This window comes from Wolbachia endosymbiont of Culex quinquefasciatus Pel (genome assembly GCF_000073005.1).
Lineage (GTDB): Bacteria > Pseudomonadota > Alphaproteobacteria > Rickettsiales > Anaplasmataceae > Wolbachia.
In genome coordinates, this window is the sequence record NC_010981.1 from 1,334,613 (window position 1) to 1,354,373 (window position 19,761).

Annotated in this window: 15 protein-coding genes and 1 pseudogene; 9 read left to right on the top strand and 7 right to left on the bottom strand. The window is 35.3% G+C overall.

The features are described from left to right. Positions 1 to 17 precede the first annotated feature (17 nt). Complete coding sequence (locus WP_RS06310; protein ID WP_007301911.1) at positions 18 to 1,256, bottom strand: IS256-like element ISWpi15 family transposase; 1,239 nt, start codon at positions 1,254 to 1,256, stop codon at positions 18 to 20. Positions 1,257 to 1,328: 72 nt separating this feature from the next. Here WP_RS06310 and WP_RS06315 point away from each other — a divergent pair. After that, positions 1,329 to 1,715 (top strand): annotated as a pseudogene (locus WP_RS06315) (P44/Msp2 family outer membrane protein); the annotation flags it as partial. 174 nt (positions 1,716 to 1,889) lie between these two features. Here WP_RS06315 and topA read toward each other — a convergent pair. Then, positions 1,890 to 4,340, bottom strand: a complete 2,451-nt coding sequence (gene topA, locus WP_RS06320; protein WP_007302615.1) for a type I DNA topoisomerase — start codon at positions 4,338 to 4,340, stop codon at positions 1,890 to 1,892. A gap of 648 nt (positions 4,341 to 4,988) precedes the next feature. Between topA and WP_RS06325 the strand changes: the two genes are divergently transcribed. Further along, positions 4,989 to 6,260 carry an MFS transporter gene (locus WP_RS06325; protein WP_012482023.1) on the top strand — a complete coding sequence of 424 codons (1,272 nt, stop codon included), beginning with the start codon at positions 4,989 to 4,991 and terminating at the stop codon, positions 6,258 to 6,260. Between the two features lie 66 nt (positions 6,261 to 6,326). Then, positions 6,327 to 7,670, top strand: a complete 1,344-nt coding sequence (gene radA, locus WP_RS06330; protein WP_007302617.1) for a DNA repair protein RadA — start codon at positions 6,327 to 6,329, stop codon at positions 7,668 to 7,670. 107 nt (positions 7,671 to 7,777) lie between these two features. On the opposite strand, the gene WP_RS06335 is transcribed toward radA, so the two are convergent. Together WP_RS06335 and ftsY are read right to left on the bottom strand one after the other, a co-directional pair. Further along, on the bottom strand, positions 7,778 to 8,062 hold the full coding sequence (locus WP_RS06335; RefSeq protein WP_007302618.1) for a hypothetical protein: 285 nt from the start codon (positions 8,060 to 8,062) through the stop codon (positions 7,778 to 7,780). A 629-nt stretch (positions 8,063 to 8,691) separates the two neighbouring features. Beyond that, entirely contained in the window at positions 8,692 to 9,603 is a 912-nt protein-coding gene (gene ftsY, locus WP_RS06340) for a signal recognition particle-docking protein FtsY (RefSeq protein ID WP_007302619.1), read from the bottom strand. A gap of 177 nt (positions 9,604 to 9,780) precedes the next feature. On the opposite strand from ftsY, the gene iscU reads away from it, so the two are divergent. Genes iscU through WP_RS06360 form a run of 4 tightly spaced genes read left to right on the top strand, consistent with a single transcriptional unit; the run spans position 9,781 to position 12,871 of the window. Beyond that, positions 9,781 to 10,164 carry a Fe-S cluster assembly scaffold IscU gene (iscU, locus tag WP_RS06345; protein WP_007302620.1) on the top strand — a complete coding sequence of 128 codons (384 nt, stop codon included), beginning with the start codon at positions 9,781 to 9,783 and terminating at the stop codon, positions 10,162 to 10,164. Between the two features lie 5 nt (positions 10,165 to 10,169). Next, the gene (locus tag WP_RS06350) at positions 10,170 to 10,556 is read left to right on the top strand and encodes a HesB/IscA family protein (RefSeq protein WP_006012614.1); all 387 of its coding nucleotides are present in this window, start codon (positions 10,170 to 10,172) and stop codon (positions 10,554 to 10,556) included. Next, positions 10,549 to 11,007: an iron-sulfur cluster co-chaperone HscB C-terminal domain-containing protein gene (locus tag WP_RS06355; RefSeq protein WP_007302621.1), complete on the top strand. Its 459-nt coding sequence runs from the start codon at positions 10,549 to 10,551 to the stop codon at positions 11,005 to 11,007. Before WP_RS06350 ends, WP_RS06355 begins: the two co-directional genes overlap by 8 nt. Next, the gene (locus WP_RS06360) at positions 10,985 to 12,871 is read left to right on the top strand and encodes an Hsp70 family protein (RefSeq protein WP_007302622.1); all 1,887 of its coding nucleotides are present in this window, start codon (positions 10,985 to 10,987) and stop codon (positions 12,869 to 12,871) included. The genes WP_RS06355 and WP_RS06360 overlap by 23 nt, the downstream gene beginning before the upstream one ends. A gap of 3 nt (positions 12,872 to 12,874) precedes the next feature. Here WP_RS06360 and lepB read toward each other — a convergent pair whose 3' ends face one another. Next, a complete protein-coding gene (gene lepB, locus WP_RS06365; RefSeq protein WP_007302623.1) occupies positions 12,875 to 13,660 on the bottom strand; it encodes a signal peptidase I in 786 nt (261 codons plus the stop codon). 199 nt (positions 13,661 to 13,859) lie between these two features. Between lepB and WP_RS06370 the strand changes: the two genes are divergently transcribed. Beyond that, the gene (locus WP_RS06370) at positions 13,860 to 14,216 is read left to right on the top strand and encodes a TrbC/VirB2 family protein (protein ID WP_007302624.1); all 357 of its coding nucleotides are present in this window, start codon (positions 13,860 to 13,862) and stop codon (positions 14,214 to 14,216) included. 2 nt (positions 14,217 to 14,218) lie between these two features. Here the strand turns inward: WP_RS06370 and WP_RS06375 are convergent, their stop codons facing one another. Both WP_RS06375 and WP_RS06380 read right to left on the bottom strand, forming a co-directional pair. Then, the gene (locus WP_RS06375; RefSeq protein ID WP_007302625.1) at positions 14,219 to 15,217 is read right to left on the bottom strand and encodes a pyruvate dehydrogenase complex E1 component subunit beta; all 999 of its coding nucleotides are present in this window, start codon (positions 15,215 to 15,217) and stop codon (positions 14,219 to 14,221) included. Between the two features lie 60 nt (positions 15,218 to 15,277). Beyond that, a complete protein-coding gene (locus tag WP_RS06380) occupies positions 15,278 to 16,579 on the bottom strand; it encodes an ankyrin repeat domain-containing protein (RefSeq protein ID WP_007302626.1) in 1,302 nt (433 codons plus the stop codon). A gap of 325 nt (positions 16,580 to 16,904) precedes the next feature. Between WP_RS06380 and uvrA the strand changes: the two genes are divergently transcribed. Then, positions 16,905 to 19,718: an excinuclease ABC subunit UvrA gene (gene uvrA, locus WP_RS06385; RefSeq protein ID WP_007302627.1), complete on the top strand. Its 2,814-nt coding sequence runs from the start codon at positions 16,905 to 16,907 to the stop codon at positions 19,716 to 19,718. Positions 19,719 to 19,761 lie beyond the last annotated feature (43 nt).

The following is a 19,761-nucleotide window of genomic DNA, read 5'->3' on the forward strand; positions in this document are numbered from 1 at the left end:
TGTGTCAAACCGCATTTTTAGTTCAACTCAATTTTCAATCTGCCAGGAAAGAAAACATCAAGTTGAGAGATAGTTAATGCCCAATCATGTACAGGCATCGTCGACTTTTCCTCTACCTTCTTTATAGCACAATATACCTGCTTATACAAGGCATTTATGCTGGTAAATGAGCCTTTGGTCTTAGTGAATTTCCTAATTTGCCTATGTAGCCCCTCTATGGGATTGGTGGTGTAGATTATCCTCCTAACTGGACCAGAATACTTAAAATAACCAGACAAGTTTTCCCAATTATTCTGCCAAGATTTTATAACCATAGGGTACTTTGTGCCCCATTTTTCATCCAATTCCAACAGATAATTCTCGGCAATTTCCTTGCTTGAAGCTTGATATACCTTCTTTAAATCGCTCAAAAAACTCTTCGCATCTTTACTGGCCACATACTTCAGTGAGTTGCGTATCTGATGCACTATACACATCTGCACTTCCGCATTAGGAAAGACACTGTTTATAGCTGCAGGAAAGCTTTTCAGCCCATCAACGCAGGCAATAAGGATATCTTCTACTCCTCTTTCTTTGAGGTCATTTAGCACTCCCAACCAGAAGTTAGCTCCTTCACTTTCAGCCAAATAAAAACCTAATACTTCTTTTTTGCCATTTTGATCTATGCCTAATATGTTATACATGCATTTACTTACGCAATGCCCGTCCTCTTTGACTTTAAAAAACATGCCATCCATGAAAACTATCGGATATACAGACTGCAGCGGGCGACTACGCCATTCGTTGATTACTGGTAGCAATTTGTCAGTAATACTTGATATCTCTGCCGCCGATATTTTGTGATCATAAATTTCCTCAACATGTGACACTATATCTCTATAGCCCATACCACTGGCAAATGTGCTCAAAATCTTCGTTTCAAGCTCTGGATGTAAGTTTGTTTGCCTTTTTTTGACTATTTGTGGTTCGAAACTTCCTTCCCTATCTCTTGGCGTCAAAAGCTCAAATGACCCTGCGCTTGTACGTAAAGTCTTTGCATTCCTCCCATTTCTTCGATTATTCTCTTCGCTTTCGGCCGACAAGTGGTTTTCTATTTCACCTTCCAGGCTTACCTCCAGCAACTTTTTTATAAACGGTGTTAATGCTCCATCTCTTCCTGTCAACGGTCTTCCTTCTCGTATAGACGACAGGATATTTGTTTCTAATTCTTTATAATCTACCAAACCGGTAGTTCTGTTTACTACTTTCTGACTCATTGTCAAACCTCCATTTTTTTATATCAATTTATTACTTTTTTTTCGGTTTGACACAGTTTATTTAACACTCCCGACAAAATTGAGAACATATCTGTAATGGCAAATGTTTATCATCATTGGAAAAGTGAGAGTTTCTCTTTTTCTCCTTATGTTGGTATTGGAGTTGGTGCAACAAGAATGACAATGTTTGAAAAATCGTCAATAAGACCTGCAGGTCAATTAAAGGCTGGCTTTGATTATCATATAAATGAAGATGTAAATATGCACATCGGATATAGAGGTTTTGGTGTTATTGGTAGCAGTGAATACAAACCGGAAACTTTAAAGTTGGATGCTAAAACAAACAAAATGGCTCAACAAACAGGTGATAATAAAATGACTACTACCATACAGAATGGCTTTTTTCACACACACGGTATAGAAGCTGGTCTTACTTTTCATTTTGCCAGCAAAGCTTAACTCTGATAGAGACTATTTTCCTGGTAGCATGTCTGCGTTACACTACTGCAGCTGCTGACTTAGTAGCGGCCGCAGTAACTTCTTTCCTGTCATTCAGTCTCTTTTTTTCTCAGTTCCAGCGTGTAGCGCTGGAACAACAATAAAGAACATATAAAGAATGGTTATGCAAGAAGTCTACTTTTTATTCTTAATTAACTCTAAAGCCTTCTTCAGATCTATACTTTCAATATCTGCATTCTTGCCCAAAGCAACGTTTGTTTTACCGCATTTTATATAGAATCCGTACCTACCGTTGCAGATAAAAACTTCTTTTCCCTTTTCATTAAAACCAAGAGATTTTAGCTCTTTGCGTGGGCTGCTCTCAATAATTTGTATAGCTTCGTTTAATTGTGTGTCTAATACCTCCTTAGAGCTTTTTTTAAGAGAAAAGTATCGACCATCATAGAGAATATAGTACCCAAATCGTCCAAGACCTATTTTTACTTCTTTTCCAGTTTCAGGGTGCTCTCCGATTATTTTCGGCAGGGAAAGTAATCGAGTGGCGGTATTTAGATCAATATCATTAACATTTATATCTTTTGGTACAGAAATCTTTTTTTTCTTTTCTGACTCACTATTAAACTCCAGATAAAGTCCAAAAGGACCTTTTTTGATCATTACCTCTTGGCCTGTCACATCATCTATACCCAAACTTTTTGGATATTCTGAATTGTCATTACTGCCCGTAATTTCTTTTGTATGATTGCATGCAGGATAGTTAGAACATCCAAGAAACACACCGGCTTTTCCAAAATTTAATTTCAATATACCACCAGAGCAATTAGGACATTTTTTACCTATTTCTTCCTTTCCTTCCTCTGAGCAAAACCAATTGACTACCAAATCATGAATACCACTAAAAATCTCATCATGTGTCATTTGCTTAACAGAATTTACATGATTAAAAAATGGCACCCAAAAATAGCCTAGTTCTTTTTTCCAATCTGCATGTCCATTTGAGATTGAATCAAGCCTTTCTTCCATTTGTGCTGTAAAGTCATACTCTACACAACGCTGAAAAAAAGTTTCCAAAAATATAGTCACGATCTTACCGCGGCTGCTTGGAATAAATCTTTTGTTATCCAATGAAACATATTCACGATCTTGTAATACCGAAATAATTGTTGCATAAGTTGATGGGCGACCTATACCGACTTCTTCCATTTTTTTTACTATACTCGCTTCACTATAACGAGGTGGCGGTTGAGTAAAATGCTGTTTCGGATCAACAGAAATCAACTTGCACGCTTCCTCTTCCTTCATGGCAGGTAGCAGGCCTTCATTTTCGGCTTCTATGTTATCTTGATAAACTTTATAAAAACCATCAAAGAATATACTTGATCCACTTGCTCGCAGAATCACTTTCTGGTCAATAGAACTAATTTCAACTACCACTTGATCAAGAATCGCCGATTCCATTTGACTTGCGATGGTTCTTTTCCAGATTAAATCGTATAATTTAAATTGCTCTGGCGTTAAGTAATCCTTAATACTACCCGGTGTTCTATTAATATCAGTTGGCCGGATTGCTTCATGTGCTTCTTGAGCATTTTTGACCTTTTTTACATATTTACGAGGAGACTGCGGTAAATATTTATCACCATATAATGACTTAATTGATCCCCTGATTGAGTTTATAGCCTCATCTGCAATATGAAACCCATCTGTACGCATGTAAGTTATCAACCCTACGGTTTCACCACCAATATTGATACCTTCATATAAATTTTGCGCTACTCGCATAACATTTTTCACATTAAAATACAGTTTATTCACTGCATCTTGCTGAAGACTTGAGGTGATAAATGGAGGAAGCGGGTTTCTCTTAACTTGCTTGCGTTCTACTGTGCTTACAGCATACTGCCTTGACTCGATCTCCCTGACTAAGTTCTTTGCCTCTTCTTCATTCTTAATATCAAATTTTTCTAGCTTTTTATTGTCATAGTGGCTTAGCATAGCAAAAAAAGCCTCATCTTTGCTATTTTGCATTTCTGCCTTTATGCTCCAATACTCCTGTGTTATAAATTTACTAATTTCATCTTCTCGTTCGCATATAAGCTTTAATGCAACAGACTGCACTCGCCCTGCAGATTTGCTTCCCGACAATTTTGTCCACAGCAGCGGTGACAAGCTAAATCCAACTAGATAATCCAAAGCTCTGCGTGCTTGCTGTGCACGCACTAAGTCCATATTAATTTCACGTGGATTTTTTATAGCTTCTTGCACTGCTCTTTTTGTTATTTCGTTAAAGACTACTCTATGAATGTTACTTTCATCATTGATTGCTTTTCTTTCCTTTAGTGCCTCTATCACATTCCAAGCTATTGCTTCCCCTTCTCTGTCTGGATCTGTTGCAAGGTATATATCTGATGTTTTACTAGCTTCCTTGACTAACTCTTTTACATACTTTTCTGCTTTTTCAATAATCTCATACTTCATGGCAAAGTCATTATCAGGATCAACAGAACCATTCTTTGCTGGCAGATCTCTGACGTGGCCAAAAGATGCAGCCACTTTGAATTCTTTACTCAAATATTTACCTATCGTCTTTGCCTTTGCTGGCGACTCAACTATTAATAATGCCATAATTATTAGTACTTAAAGGTAATATGTTGAAATATATAGAATAAAAAGTAAAAAAATATTTTAATGGTCTTTCCAATTTTTCTAAGTAATTGTTTGATGTTTGCAAAAAAACTAATGAAAGAACCTGCTTTATAAATTTTTTCAACTCCCTTACCATAAGGATAACGCTATACTATTTATCTTCGTCTGTGCAGATTAAACGACAAAAGCATAACGCAGTTGTCGTCTTATTTTTAATTTTTTGCACTATGTGCATCTTATTTCTTTACAAAACTTCCAGTTTTTTAACCATATAAGCTGAAACGGGCTGTTTAAGACAGGCCAATTTTCAGGATTAGAGCTAGCTAATAGGGGGTTTCTTTTGTCTTTTTTCTACTTGGTAAATTTCTTGATATTTGTAGCTAAAGTAATTTAAGAGAGGTGTCATCCCAGTGTCGGAGCACTGGGATGACAAGAAAAGGAGTACTGGAATGACACATTCCACCATGTCATTCCAGCGGATGACCAGATTTTTTTATTTGATCCCAGACTGGCTGGTTATGCAAGTTCCAATTTTAATAATATTTACATATAAGCCATACGCTTGAGTTGCAAAGTTCTAAAAAGCAGCCAAAATAAAAATAAGTAGACATTTACAAATTAAACTAAGTGTACAATCAACAAACAAGAGTATTGATTGCAACAATACTCTGTAGAATCGCAATATGGTATGACCATATGCTCTTTATTGATCTGGTTAATATAATTAGTAGAGAATTTTGTTATGCAAAAGATATCTACTACAGCATATTGCAATTGTTTGGAATTGCAGGAATGGGTGCAATGGTAAGACCACTTGGTGCATCTGTATTTGGTCACATTGGTGATAGGTATGGAAGGAGAATGGCGTTAACGATTGCTATCTTGCTAATATCAATTCCTTCTAGTCTCGTTGCGTTTATTCCAAGTTATAGTAAAATAGGAATAACCTCTACTATGTTGCTTCTTACAATCCATCTGATACAAGGGGTTGCACTTGGCGCTGAGCAAGGAGGTAGCTCTGTTTATCTCATAGAGCATTTACCTAATAAGAAAAAACTAGGAATGTTTTTTGGAATAATAAGTTTTGGTCGCTCTATTGGCATATTGCTCTCTGTGGTTGCAGTGATCATCTGTAAAAAAACCACTGATTTTAACGCTTGGGGTTGGAGGCTGCCGTTTATTTTTTCAGCCATTTTAGGATTAATAAGCGCATATAGTATATATACACTAGGAGAAACTCCAGTGTATGAAAAAAATCGAGAACAAAGAAATTTACCTAATTTACCAATAATAGAGCTTACAAAACGCTATAAAAGAGCCCTGATACTTGCCATTTTAATATCTGTACCTGTTAATGTTGCTGTTGGATTTACCATATTTCTTAGAACAATTGCAAAAGAAATAGTGTCTGTTGAAACTTATGTAACAACGTATGTCAACGAAGTTGTACTCATTATAACCAGTATATTAATGCCGATATCTTCAATAATGCTTGGAATTTTAGCTGATAAAACAGGAAGAGAACGCACTGCAATCTTATTTATAGTGATAACAATGGTATTATGTTGTCCTATGTTATCTATTGCATATTACTATAAAAGCTATCTTATAATCATGTTGAGTGTTATGGCTCTTTCTATAATCGAGAGGGGTATTAATCCTATAGGGATAGTTACTGCTGAGCTTTTTCCTACTAATGTTAGATTTAGTGGTGTGAGTTTATCACGTAACATTTCTTATGCCCTGCATGGTGGATTTACTCCTATGATATGCACTGGGTTTACTATAATGTTTCCTAAAATAGACTTTGCTGCTGGGCTTTATGTAATTTTTTGCTTATTAGTCAGCTTAGTAGCAATATTGCAAATAAAACCACAAGATAAAAAGTGTGATTGGTAATTTTCTCTATTTAAATTTATTTCACTTATTTAGCTAATTTTTATTAGAATTATAATTTTGGCTTTTATGAAAACTGCATACGTATGTCAATTCTGCGGTCATAGCACTGGAAGGTGGGTAGGAAGGTGTATTGCATGTGACAGTTGGGATACGGTTGTCGAAGAAATAGTACTAAAAACAGAAACGAGAAGTACATCTGCACCAATTTCAATAAAAGCGTTATCAGATAGTGAAATTATTACCCCCGATCGTTTTTTAACAGGAATAGAAGAGTTAGATAGAGTTTTTGGTGGAGGTATCGTTCAAGGTGCTAGCATTTTAATTGGTGGTGAACCTGGAATTGGCAAATCTACTCTTTTGCTTAGGATTGCAGCTAATGTTGTACAACTTTCCTCTTTTGAATGTCTTTATGTATCTGGCGAGGAATCTTTAGAGCAAGTGAGCCTCAGAGCAAAGCGTCTTAAGATAAATGAACCTAAAATTAAGCTTTTATCTACAGTATCTTTAACTGATGTAGTAGCAACAATAAGGAAAAATAAAAGTATTAAGTTCTTGATAATTGATTCTATACAAACTATGTATGATAGCAAAGTCACATCAGCACCAGGAACTGTAACTCAAGTCCGTACCTGCGCTCATGAATTGACTGTTCTTGCAAAGCAATATAGTGTTTCTCTCTTAATAGTTGGCCATATAACGAAAGATGGACAAATAGCAGGACCTAAAACCCTGGAGCATATGGTAGATACAGTACTATATTTTGAGGGTGAAAATAGTAATCAATATCGCATTTTACGCACTATTAAAAATAGATTTGGCCCTGCAAATGAAATTGGTGTTTTTGAGATGTCTGAAGCAGGACTCATGCCTGTTGATAATCCATCATCATTATTCTTGACCGTACATGATAGAGAAGTAGTTGGCAGCGCCGTATTTGCAGGAGTTGAAGGCTCAAGACCAATCTTAATGGAAGTGCAAGCATTAATAGCAAGGACTAATATGGCAACTCCAAGAAGAGCAGTAGTTGGTTGGGATATTAATAGATTAGCTATGATAATCGCGGTTCTAAGTGCTCGTTGTAAAATGTTTTTGCATGATAAAGAAGTATACCTAAACATTGCGGGAGGACTCAAAATACAGGAACCATCAGCTGATCTTGCTGTTGCTGCTTCTCTTATTTCAAGTTTAGTAAATTTACCGCTACCAACTTCTTCAATAATCTGCGGTGAGGTTGCACTTTCAGGAGAAATTAGAAATGTTTCGCATGCTGATCTCAGACTAAGGGAAGCACAAAAGTTAGGATTTAAAAAAGCGATTATGCCTAAAAATGGCAATTATTCTTCTCATGATATTGAGATAATTAAGCTTGGTCATATAAAAGAGTTAAAAGAGATCTTCAATCACAATTAAATATTATCTGCATGAACATTTTGCTTGTGAGAAGGATGTCATCCCAGCTTCCATAATGTCATTCAAGTAGGTGACACTGGCTTCTTTTTTTACTGTTTTTACTGTAATTAAAAATTCATTGGATCTTGAGCATGTATTTCATCTACTATAAATGATAATTTTATGCTATCACCAAGGAGATTGCTTGCATTAACTTCTAATTTCTTACTTAGATCATTAAACATTAATTTTTGTGAATGAGATGAGATAGAATGAGAAGACTCACATTCCTTAAGGCAGTTTTCCAATTCTGTTAGACTATTATATTTTACCAAAAATCCATCTTTACATTTTTTATCACATAAAGATTTTTGCTCTAACGTAGGACCATAACTTAATATATTTTCCGTCATAATATATTCCTTAATTAAAAGTTTAATATAATTTTAACATATAAGTGTGAATATTATGCTGATATTAGCATAATATTTTTCAAAGCAACATAGCTTTATGATACCTTATGAAAAAATTCATATCATTGAGGAATGCAAAGGTGGAATAAAGATTGATAAAAAAACCTTAATTTTGCTATTAACTATAATTGAAACAGTTTTAAATTAGATCCTTATTTCATATTCTTTAAAGTATTTCTATTTTTCGTATTTTTTTTATAAAAACCGTAGGTACCAGTTGGTTTTAAAGTAAAGGTCAAGTGTCTGGAATTCTGGACATAAAATCCTCCTGTGTAAAAAAGAGTTAGAAAAAAGATGCAGTGCACATACGACAGATATACACTGAAGAATACATTTTTTAATAAGTTTGATTAAAAAGTCTGCAGACTAAAGATAGATTTTGAGCTCTTAAAATATCTCTATTTGTAATTATAATGAGATTGAAAATATGCGGAAGTAATTTTTATACGTTAACGGCTCACCCAACCCAATAATCACTTGCAACCAGCGTCACATGCTGGAATGAGACCATCTAAAAACGGCTTCTCATGATAATTAAGCTTGGTCATATGAGAAAATTAAAGAGATCTTCAATCACATTTAAACAGCGCTTCAGCAAACTCTTTGCCAGTAAATTCCCTCAGGTCTTCTATACTTTCACCAATTCCTATAGCGTGTAATTTCACCTTATAAGCTTCTGCAAGCCCAATCACTACTCCACCTTTGGCAGTACCATCTAGCTTTGTTACAATTAACCCGGTAACACCAACCATTTTACTAAAGGCCTCTAATTGGCTATAAGCATTTTGGCCAGTAGTTGCATCAAGAACCAAAATAACATCATGAGGAGCAGTATCATCCAATTTCTTTATCGTTCTATGTATTTTTGACAGCTCTTGCATGAGATTTACATTGTTTTGTAGCCTTCCTGCTGTATCAATTAAAACAACATCAACGCTATCTTTTATCGCTTGATTTACAGCTCTATATGCCACACTTGCAGAATCGCTACCGTGTTCTCCAGTAACAATAGAGCAATCAGAACGTTCTGCCCAAATATTTAGTTGCTCACTCGCAGCAGCTCTGAATGTGTCGCACGCAACAAGCATAACGGATTTCCCTTTTTCCTTATATTTATAGGCAAGTTTACCTATAGTTGTAGTTTTTCCATTACCATTCACTCCGCACACCATTATTATGTGTGGTTTTTTATTCAAAATGAGCGGCTGCACTACAGGGTTTAATATCGACTCTATTTCGCTCATTAACTGCTGTGTGATAACGCTATGCTCAACTTCTGATTCAAATTTGATACTTGCGAGCTTATCAATAAGCAATCTAGAAGTTTTATGACCTATATCCATGCTAATCAGCAGCTCTTCCAGATCATCTAAAAGCGACTGATCTAATTTTTTTTTGCCAGAAAAAATATTTTTTACTCCACCACTAAAACGGGAGGAGGTTTTTAATAGTCCTTGATAAAGATTACTGAATAAACTCAAGAAATACTCCTTTCAAAATTACCATATAAAGAATGACATGCACTATATGTATTTGTAAAGTAAATACACTCGTAACCTATATATTTTGTGAGTAAAATGTACTGCTTGCTAGTGTATTTTACTTTAGTTTTTAACCTAAATATGTTATAATGTAAGTAATGGTTTACGGGTAGTTCTATGAGTTATAATGAGAAAATTTTAGATCATTACGAAAATCCAAGGAATGTTGGTTCTCTGGATAAAAATGATCCAAATGTTGGTACTGGTTTAGTTGGTGCACCATCATGCGGAGATGTAATGAAACTGCAAATAAAGGTCAACGATAAAGGTGTTATTGAAGACGCAAAATTTAAAACTTTTGGTTGTGGTTCTGCTATAGCTTCAAGTTCTTTGCTTACAGAAATGATCAAAGGAAAAACTATTGAGAATGTAACAAAGATAAAGAATACTCAAATAGTGGAAGAATTGTCTTTGCCGCCAGTAAAGATACACTGTTCAGTACTTGCTGAGGATGCTATAAAAGCTGCTATTCATGATTATCAAAATAAACAAAAACATTGAGGAATATGAGTGAATTTCAAGGAGTAAATTCTGTTAAAAAACCTATCACTCTAACCGCAAATGCAGTAGAGAGGGTAAGGTTTTTATTGGACAAAAAGAAGCATGCTAACCTTGAAGAAGCAATAGGAATAAGAGTTCTAATTAAGCAAAAAGGATGCTCTGGTTTAAAATATGATATTGAGTATGCATATGATGTTCGTCCTTTGGAGTCGGTAATTGAAGAAAGCTGCAGTGATGATCAAAAAGTCAAGGTGCTGATCGATCCAAAATCTATCATGTTTATCCTTGGCTCTGAAATGGATTATGTAGAGGAAAAATTCTCATCAGGTTTTATTTTCAAAAATCCTAATGAGAAAGGAAAATGTGGTTGTGGAGAGAGTTTTCATGTCTAGCAACCATTTCACATTATTTGGAATTGAACCGGCTTTTAACATCAGCTTTGATGAGCTGGAGAAAAAATATATTGAGCTAAGCAAAACTGATATAAATGAAAGAGAGTCCAAAAGTATGGAAAATATCAACAAAGCTTATCAGGTACTGAAGTCACCGCTAAAGCGTGCCGAACATTTGTTGGATCTTTTTGACGTAAAAAGCAAAAAAGAGCATCTTGATCCTGAAATATTAAATGAATCAATGGAAATAAGAGAATACTTTCTAGACTGCGATGATTTACAATTTGCAAGTAGGATGATTGATGAAAAGGTAAAAGATTGTACTAAAAACCTAATTAATGCTTTTGCTACAAAAAATTTTGATGAAGCTGCTACGCAAGTTTTTAGATTGAGATATTTATATAAGTCATTTGAGGAGATAAAGGAAAATGCGGCCAGTTCAAATTTCTGAACCAAGTTTAAATGAGGTAGTTTTTGGTATAGATCTTGGAACTACTAACTCTTTAATTGCCATGGTAAATAAAGCTGGCAATGTAGAAATATTTAAAGATGAGCAAGGTCGTGAACTATTACCTTCTGTCATTTCATATGAAAAGGATGTACTAAAAGTAGGCTACGATGTTGGCGAAAACGCTATCTGCTCTATAAAACGCTTAATGGGTAAAAGTGTTAAAGACTTGCATAAAGAAGGTATCAATTGTGAAATAGATAACGAAAGTGAAAAAGTTATTAGGGTAAAATGCTCAGAAGAAAAGTATCTCACTCCTATTGAGATCTCTGCTGAGATACTAAAAACTCTATGCAAGAGGGTAAAAAAATTCACAGGGATGAAAGTTAACAAAGCAGTGATTACTGTACCAGCTTATTTTGATGATTCAGCACGTAACGCAACCAAATATGCAGCAAAATTAGCTGGCATAGATGTTCTTCGCCTCATTAATGAACCAACCGCTGCAGCACTTTCTTACTCCATTGAAAAGAACAATAACAGTGGCATATATGCAGTTTATGACCTCGGTGGTGGAACATTTGACATTTCAATATTAAAATTACATCAAGGAGTGTTTCAAGTTCTTGCAGTTGGTGGTGATACTAAACTTGGTGGTGATGATTTTGATCATCTACTTAGTTTAATCGTGCTTGAAAAGTATAGAGAACAGGTAGGTTTAAATAAAAAATGCTCTAGTGTCATCCCAGTCTGGGATCCAGAAAGTTTGATTGCAAGTGAACACACCAGAAAGTTATATAATAAGAACTGGATTCCAGTGTCAAGCACTGCACCATCTGATACAACTACCTACAAATTACAACATTCATACACTAAAACTGGTATCTGCAATATACGTGCTATAAAAGAGTACCTAAGTGAAGATACCTCTGGCACTTTTGAATTCAGCATCAATGGTGAATTATTTAAGTGCAAAATTACCAAAGAAGAATTCGAGCAAGCAATCAGTCCTTTGGTTAATAAGACTATAAATATAGTTACTCGTACTATAAGCAACATAGATCTTAAAATCGATGATATAAAAGGGGTAATTTTAGTTGGTGGCGCAACTAGAGTGCCATTAGTGCAAAATTCACTAATCAAACTCTTTGGCAATAAAGTGCTGAATGATGTGGATCCGGACAAAGCAGTTGCCAATGGGGCAGCTTTGCAGGCTCATTATTTAACTTCAAACTCAAAAGATAGGAATATTCTCCTTGATGTGCTGCCTTTATCACTTGGCATAGAAACTATGGGGGGAATAGTTGAAAAAATTATACCAAGAAATACACCACTACCAGTTTCAGAAATAAAAGAGTTTACAACTTACGCTAACGGGCAAACAGCAATGAAAATTCACGTTTGTCAAGGAGAACGTGAAATGATAAAAGATAATAAATCTCTAGCACGATTTGAACTCAAAGGTATACCACAATTGCCTGCAGGTTCTGCAAAAGTTGAAATAGGATTTACAGTTAGCATTGATGGAATATTGACTGTCACTGCAAGAGAAAAAACTACTGGAGTCGAACAGACAGTTAAAATAAATTCAAGCTCTGGCTTAAATGAAGAAGATATTCAAGATATGGTCAATCAGTCAGTAAGTAACTTTGATGAAGACATGAAGGCTCGTTCCCTTGCAGAGGCTAAAATTAACGGTAACAAGCTCATACATCTAGTTGAAAATGTTTCTACTGAGCAAAAGTTAAAAATTTTACTACAGAACGCAAAAGACGCTTTACAGGAAAATGACTTAGACAACATTAATAATGCTATCTCTGAGTTAGAAAACTCTGCTTTAGAATTATGCGAATCAGCAGACAGATAGAGTTCATACAACTTTGTGAAGTACCCTGTCAAATCTCAGAGCAATAGGTAACCTAAAATCAAACGGCAACCAATCAACTTTGCCTAATTTAAACGATAAACCAACCATGCTTACGCGTCCAACTATATTTTCAGTTGGTATTAACCCAATTTCAGAAAACCTGCTATCAAAAGAATTATTTCTATTGTCTCCCATAACAAAAAATTGATCATCAGGCACATAATAAACTGGAGTATTGTATGATAACTTATTAGAAAGATTATCTATTAGAATTTCATGCTCCTTGCCGCTCGGGAGTGTTTCGATGTATCTTGCTATATTACGCTTTGACTCATAATCAAAAAAATTTTCAATTTGTCTTCGTTTTACTTTCTGATCATTTAAATATAACTCCCCCTCTATCATTTGCACTTTATCGCCCGGTATTCCTATTACCCGCTTAACAAATCTAATGCTGTCATTTCTTGTAGGCTTGAAAACTATTATATCACCACGCTCCGGAGGGGTATAAAAGATTCTACCGCTAAAGATGTTTGGAGAAAATGGAAAAGAGTGTTTACTATAACCATATGAATATTTACTAGTAAAAATATAATCTCCCTCAAGTAGAGTGCTTTTCATTGAACCAGAAGGAATATGAAATGGCTCAAATAAAAAACTACGTATTGATAGCGCAATTAGTAGCAAAAAAAACAGTGAAGATAAAAACTTTCTCGTTCTTGCTATCCGGTTCTCTCTCAATTCTTTCAATTTTATTTTCTTTATAAATTTAAGCTTATCATAACACATAAAAGTGGTAATGTGAAATTTTACTCATGGGTGTTATTGCTCTTTTTCGAAAGTCGAAATAAGCTCTCAAGTAATTGACAGTGATTGATAACCAATAGACATCATTTGCTATGCAATATTGTATAAATCACAATGCTAGTTTTACTAAAAATTATACTATTTTAGATATAATTATAGTATTTAAACTTAAGGTATAGGGATGAACCCTACAATTAGAAAGGTTTTTTGTATTCTACTTATAGTATTATTTATTTCTTTTTCTCATGTTGGAAGTGCTGCTAACTCTAATGACGATACAACTGCTCAAGTAATATGTAATATTATTGGCTACGTTTGGGGAATAGGTGGACCGCTTATGACCGTAGTGATAATAGGAGCAGCTTTACTTGCAATATTTGGTAGAATGCCGTGGCCTGCTCTTTTCGCCCTCGGTGTATTTTGCGCTGTGTTTTTTGGCGCTAAAACTATTGTCATAAAAGTAATGGGTGGTATAAACTCTACAAATGCCTCTTTTATGGAAGAATGTGGAACGGGAGATAAAAAAAAGAGTCAATAGGACTATTTCTTTCTAAAGCAGACTTGGTGCACAGCTTCAACTATATCTTCCACTTGTGGTAATGCTTTCTTTTCTAGGTTTGCAGCATAAGGTAAGGGGACATCCTTGCCGGTTACCCGTACAACCGGAGCGTCAAGGTAGTCAAATCCTTGTTCCATAATCATGGCTGAGAGTTCTGCTCCTATTCCTGCAAATGGCCAACCTTCTTCTATGCTTACTAATCTATTGGTCTTCTTAATAGAGTTAATAACTGTTTCAGTGTCAAGTGGTCTTAAGGTTCTGAGGTCGATAACTTCAGCTTCTATTCCTTCACTAGAGAGTAAATCTGCCGCATTTAACGCATCCATTAGTTTCAATGAAAAAGCAGTGATAGTTACATCCTTTCCTTCCCGTATAACAGCAGCTTTGCCTATCTCAAGTAGATAATCTTTATTTGATAGCTCAGAGTCAGGAACTTCATGCTCATGTCCATAAGCGATCTCGTTTTCTAGAAATATTACCGGATTAGGGTCACGAATTGCAGCTTTAAGCAGACCTCTGCAATCGGAGGCAAAGTAAGGTGCTATTACTTTCAAACCTGGAACATGCGAATACCAAGATGCAAAGCACTGAGAATGTTGTGCGGCAACTCTTGCTGCAGCTCCATTTGGTCCACGAAATACTATAGGGCATCCAAGTTGTCCACCCGACATATAATTTGTTTTTGCTGCGGAATTCACAATTTGGTCGATAGCCTGCATAGAAAAATTAAAAGTCATAAACTCGACTATTGGCCTCAGTCCAGCAAATGCTGCTCCAACAGCAAGACCAGCAAATCCATGTTCAGTAATGGGTGTATCAACTACCCTATTTTCTCCAAACTCTTTCAGTAATCCTTTCGTTACTTTATAAGCACCATCATACTCTGCAACTTCTTCACCCATGATAAATATATCAGGGTCATTTTGCATTTCTTCTCTGATCGCTGTGCATAAAGCTTCTCTTACACTTAAGATTGCCATTTGTAAACCTGTAGATTTCAACTGAAATAACTATATCAAAATTACCAGGAAGCGCACAAGTTAAGTTTTACAAGCATCATGTTGCACTGAGCATTGAATACTTACTTCTTTTAATTCAGTAGGTTGCGGTGATAGTGCGTATGTAACTCCACCTACTATCAATGAAGACATCACAGAAGTTGCAATCATCAATAGAATTGGTAATTGGAAGGCTATACTAAAGGCAACACCTACTGTCAACATGATTGTAAAGTTTACAGAAGCAATTTTTAAGAAAGACAGTTGTCTTTTTTCTGTTTTTTCTAGTAATACTTTATTTGCTTTGGTTTTGCTTAATTCACTATTAAGTGTTGTATTTTTACTTTTTAGATCTTGTATTTGTTGTTTTAGTGATTGATTCTCTTCACTGAGTTTATCAAGTACTTCTAACCTATTCTCATGTCCACCCATGCAATTCTTTACCCGTTTTAATTCCTCATCTGCCTCTTGTAATTTCTGGATTTGGCTATCTCGCAACTGAATTTGAGATGGCAAACTTTCTAAAGTTTGATTATCAACTGCCTCGTCGTGATTTATTTCGGAGCAGGAAGAGGTATTAAATGTAGTTTCAAGTTCTAGACCGCTGTCATCACTACTAACACTTTCGTCAATAGGAGTCTGTTTACCACTACATGTAGCACTTTTTCTTTGCGGTGACTCAAATTTTTCTACCATATTCTTAACACTAACACGTAAGTCTTGCTCACTTACTAAACTGTCACTACTTTCGCACGTAACAGGAGCCTGTGCACCACTACGTATGGTATCATATTGTTTCACAGAATTTATAACATCTGCTGGTGCAGCAGTTTTTTTCTCATGCTTTGTACAAAAATTTTGTTCTGCTTCCTTTAACATTTTTACTATAGCTTCTTTATTTTCTATATTACCAACCACCTCCCTTGGAGTCTTATTTTTGCTTTTTAATGAAGGATTAACTCGATCATCACTTAGTAGTTGTTTTACCATGCTTTCATGTCCACAAGAAGCAGCAATATGCAAAGCAGTTAGCCCATCATTTTTAGAGCCATCTTTTACTCGAGCGCTAACACTTGCTTTCTTTTTTAGTAAAAGTTCCACTATTAACATATTGTTGCATGCTGTAGCAAGATGTAACAACGTCCAATCTTCTGCAGCTTCTTCTGAAATTTTTATACTAAATTGATGTTCTTTACTAAAATTTTTACTAAACTTGTTGTACTCTCCTGCATCTTTTCCTTTTAACTCATTCTTTATTTTTTCAAGTAAATTATCTTCATCCAAATCGCTACTTTCACTTACCTCATTTATTATTTCAAAAAACTTCTCCTTCTCTATTACCATAACCTTTCCCTCTAAATTTATTTTTATCGCTGCATAATCTCACAAAAAAGTTAAATTTATCAAAATTCTATATTTTATATAAAATAAAATTTCCTGTTTCCAAAAATTGGTAAGCATGTTTTTGATGAGATTGTAGAAAACATACTTTTATGACACCATTTGTTGTACGAACTAACTTGGCGAAAACAGATGTTTATATAGTTGTATGGCAAAATGTTTTGCACTAGTTGTGCTACTTCGTTTTCCGTAATAGTTGAAAAAATTAGTAGAAAGTTGTTGTAAGTTTATGTATTTTGAGGCTGTAATGGTCAAAGGTACATGAAGTATGATCAGAGTTAAAGGTGCAAGAGAGCATAATTTGCAGGGTATTGATGTCAATATACCAAAAAATAAGTTAGTTGTTATAACTGGACTAAGTGGTTCTGGTAAGTCTAGCCTCGCATTCGATACGATTTATGCAGAAGGCCAACGCCGATACGTCGAAAGTCTATCGGCTTATGCACGTCAATTTCTTAATATTCAAGATAAACCTGACGTTGAATCGATCACAGGCCTCTCTCCTGCAATATCAATTAACCAAAAATCGATCTCAAAAAATCCAAGATCAACTGTTGGAACCGTTACTGAAATTTATGACTATCTACGCTTAATATATGCGCGAATAGGCATTCCTTACTCACCCGCAACTGGATTGCCAATAACGAAACAGACTGTATCTCAAATTGTAGATACTATTACAGCATTACCTTTAGAAACTAAAGTATATATAATTGCTCCTATTGTACGTGGTAGAAAGGGAGAGCATCTAAAAGAGATACTGGAAATTAAAAAGCAGGGTTACGTAAGACTAAAAATAAACGGTGAAATATGTGATATAGATGACTTGCCTAAGCTCGATAAAAACAAGAAACATGATATTTTTGTGATTGCAGATAGAGTGTCCATATCAGATGATATAGGAAATCGACTACCAAGCAGTATAGAATCAGCATTGAGACTTGCCCATGGCTTAATGTATGCAGAAATAGTTAACTTACCTGATAACCACAATTCCGAGTATAAAAATGGTCAAACTTTAACTTTCTCAGAGAATTTTGCATGTCCTGAGTCTGGCTTTACTCTTGAAGAAATAGAGCCAAGATTGTTTTCTTTTAACAGCCCCTACGGTGCATGCAGTTCATGCAATGGGCTCGGTAAAAAGCTAAGTGTTGATGCAAAGCTAATAGTGCCAGATGAAACGCTCTCGATATCTGAAGGTGCTTTAAAGCCAATTGGATCAATATTCCTTCAAGTGCATACAAACTATGGATTGCTAAAAAATGCAATTCTGTCACTGGCTGAAAATTGCAAATTTAGTCTTGATGTTCCGTGGAAGAATATAGACCAAAAAGTGAAGGATTTAATACTTTTTGGCTCTAGAGAAATGAAATTTCAAGGTTTGGTCAGTATCCTAGAACGCCAGATGGATTACGATGCATCACTTATTGATAGGTATTGTTCTGTTACTGACTGCAAAGAATGTGCTGGCTATAGATTGAGAAAAGAAGCACTTACAGTGAAAATTGATGAAAAACACATAGGTGAAATATCAGGGCTCAGCGTCGATGAATCCCTTGATTGGTTTGAAAATTTGCCAGACAAGCTCACAGAACAACATAAGCAAATTTCAAATAAAATATTAAACGAAATAATCAAAAGGCTGACATTTTTAAAGAATGTAGGGCTAAATTACCTTACACTTGACCGTGAATCTAGCACTCTCTCTGGTGGTGAAAGCCAGAGGATCAGGCTTGCTTCGCAAATTGGCTCTGGTTTAACAGGAGTGCTATACGTGCTTGACGAACCCTCAATTGGCCTTCATCAATGTGATAATGATCGATTAATTGCCACACTTAAAAATCTGAGAGACATGGGTAATACTGTGATTGTTGTTGAACATGATGAAGACACAATAATGGCTGCTGATTATGTGATTGATATTGGTCCTGGAGCTGGTGTAAACGGAGGAAAAGTTGTTGCAGAAGGAACACCAGATCAGTTACAAAAAAATTCAGAGAGCATAACAGGACAGTATTTAAGTGGAAAGAAGGAAATTTCAATTTCAAAAAGAAGAAAGCAAACAACTCAGTTCATAAAGGTAGTTAATGCTTGTGAGAACAACTTAAAAAATATAAATGTTGAATTTCCTATAGGGAATTTTATTTGTGTTACTGGAATATCAGGAGGAGGGAAATCAAGTTTAGTGATAGAAACATTATATAAATACTCAGCACACAAGATAAATCATTCATCTGCAAGGCATGGTCAATGCGACAAAATAGAAGGCCTTGAGTATATAGATAAAATTATAGAAGTTGATCAATCGCCAATTGGTAGGACCCCAGCATCAAATCCAGCAACATATGTTGGTATGTTTACTCACATCAGAAATTGGTTTGCAGGTCTCCCAGAGTCGAAGGCACGAGGTTACAATATAGGCCGATTTTCATTTAATACCAGGGGAGGAAGATGTGAAGCTTGTAAAGGTGATGGGCATTTAAAGATCGAGATGCATTTCCTACCGGATGTTTATGTGAAATGTGAGCAATGTAGAGGACAGAGGTATAACCGAGAAACATTGGAAGTTACTTACAAGGGAAAATCAATTTCTGATGTGCTTGATATGACAATAGATCAAGCATGTGACTTTTTTGAAAATCTTCCAATGATAAAGGAAAAGTTGATTTCTTTACAGGAAGTAGGGCTTGGCTATATAACGCTTGGACAGTCGTCAACAACGTTGTCCGGGGGTGAAGCACAACGAATAAAGCTGTCTAAGGAACTATCAAAGCGATTTACCGGGAAAACATTGTATATTCTCGATGAGCCAACAACTGGGTTACATTTTGAAGATGTAAATAATTTACTGAAAATACTCCATAGGCTAGTTGATTTAGGAAATACTGTTATAGTTATTGAGCACAATTTACATGTTATAAAAACTGCTGATTACATAATAGATATTGGTCCAGAGGGTGGAGTAAAAGGTGGCGAAGTGGTTGCTGTAGGAACTCCAGAAAAAGTTGCACAGACTCCAAAAAGCGTTACAGGCAAGTATCTTAAAACATATTTATTGGATCAAGTATCGACTATTTCTTAATAATTAGGTTATGAGGAGCATTTTAAAAGGTATACCTAACATA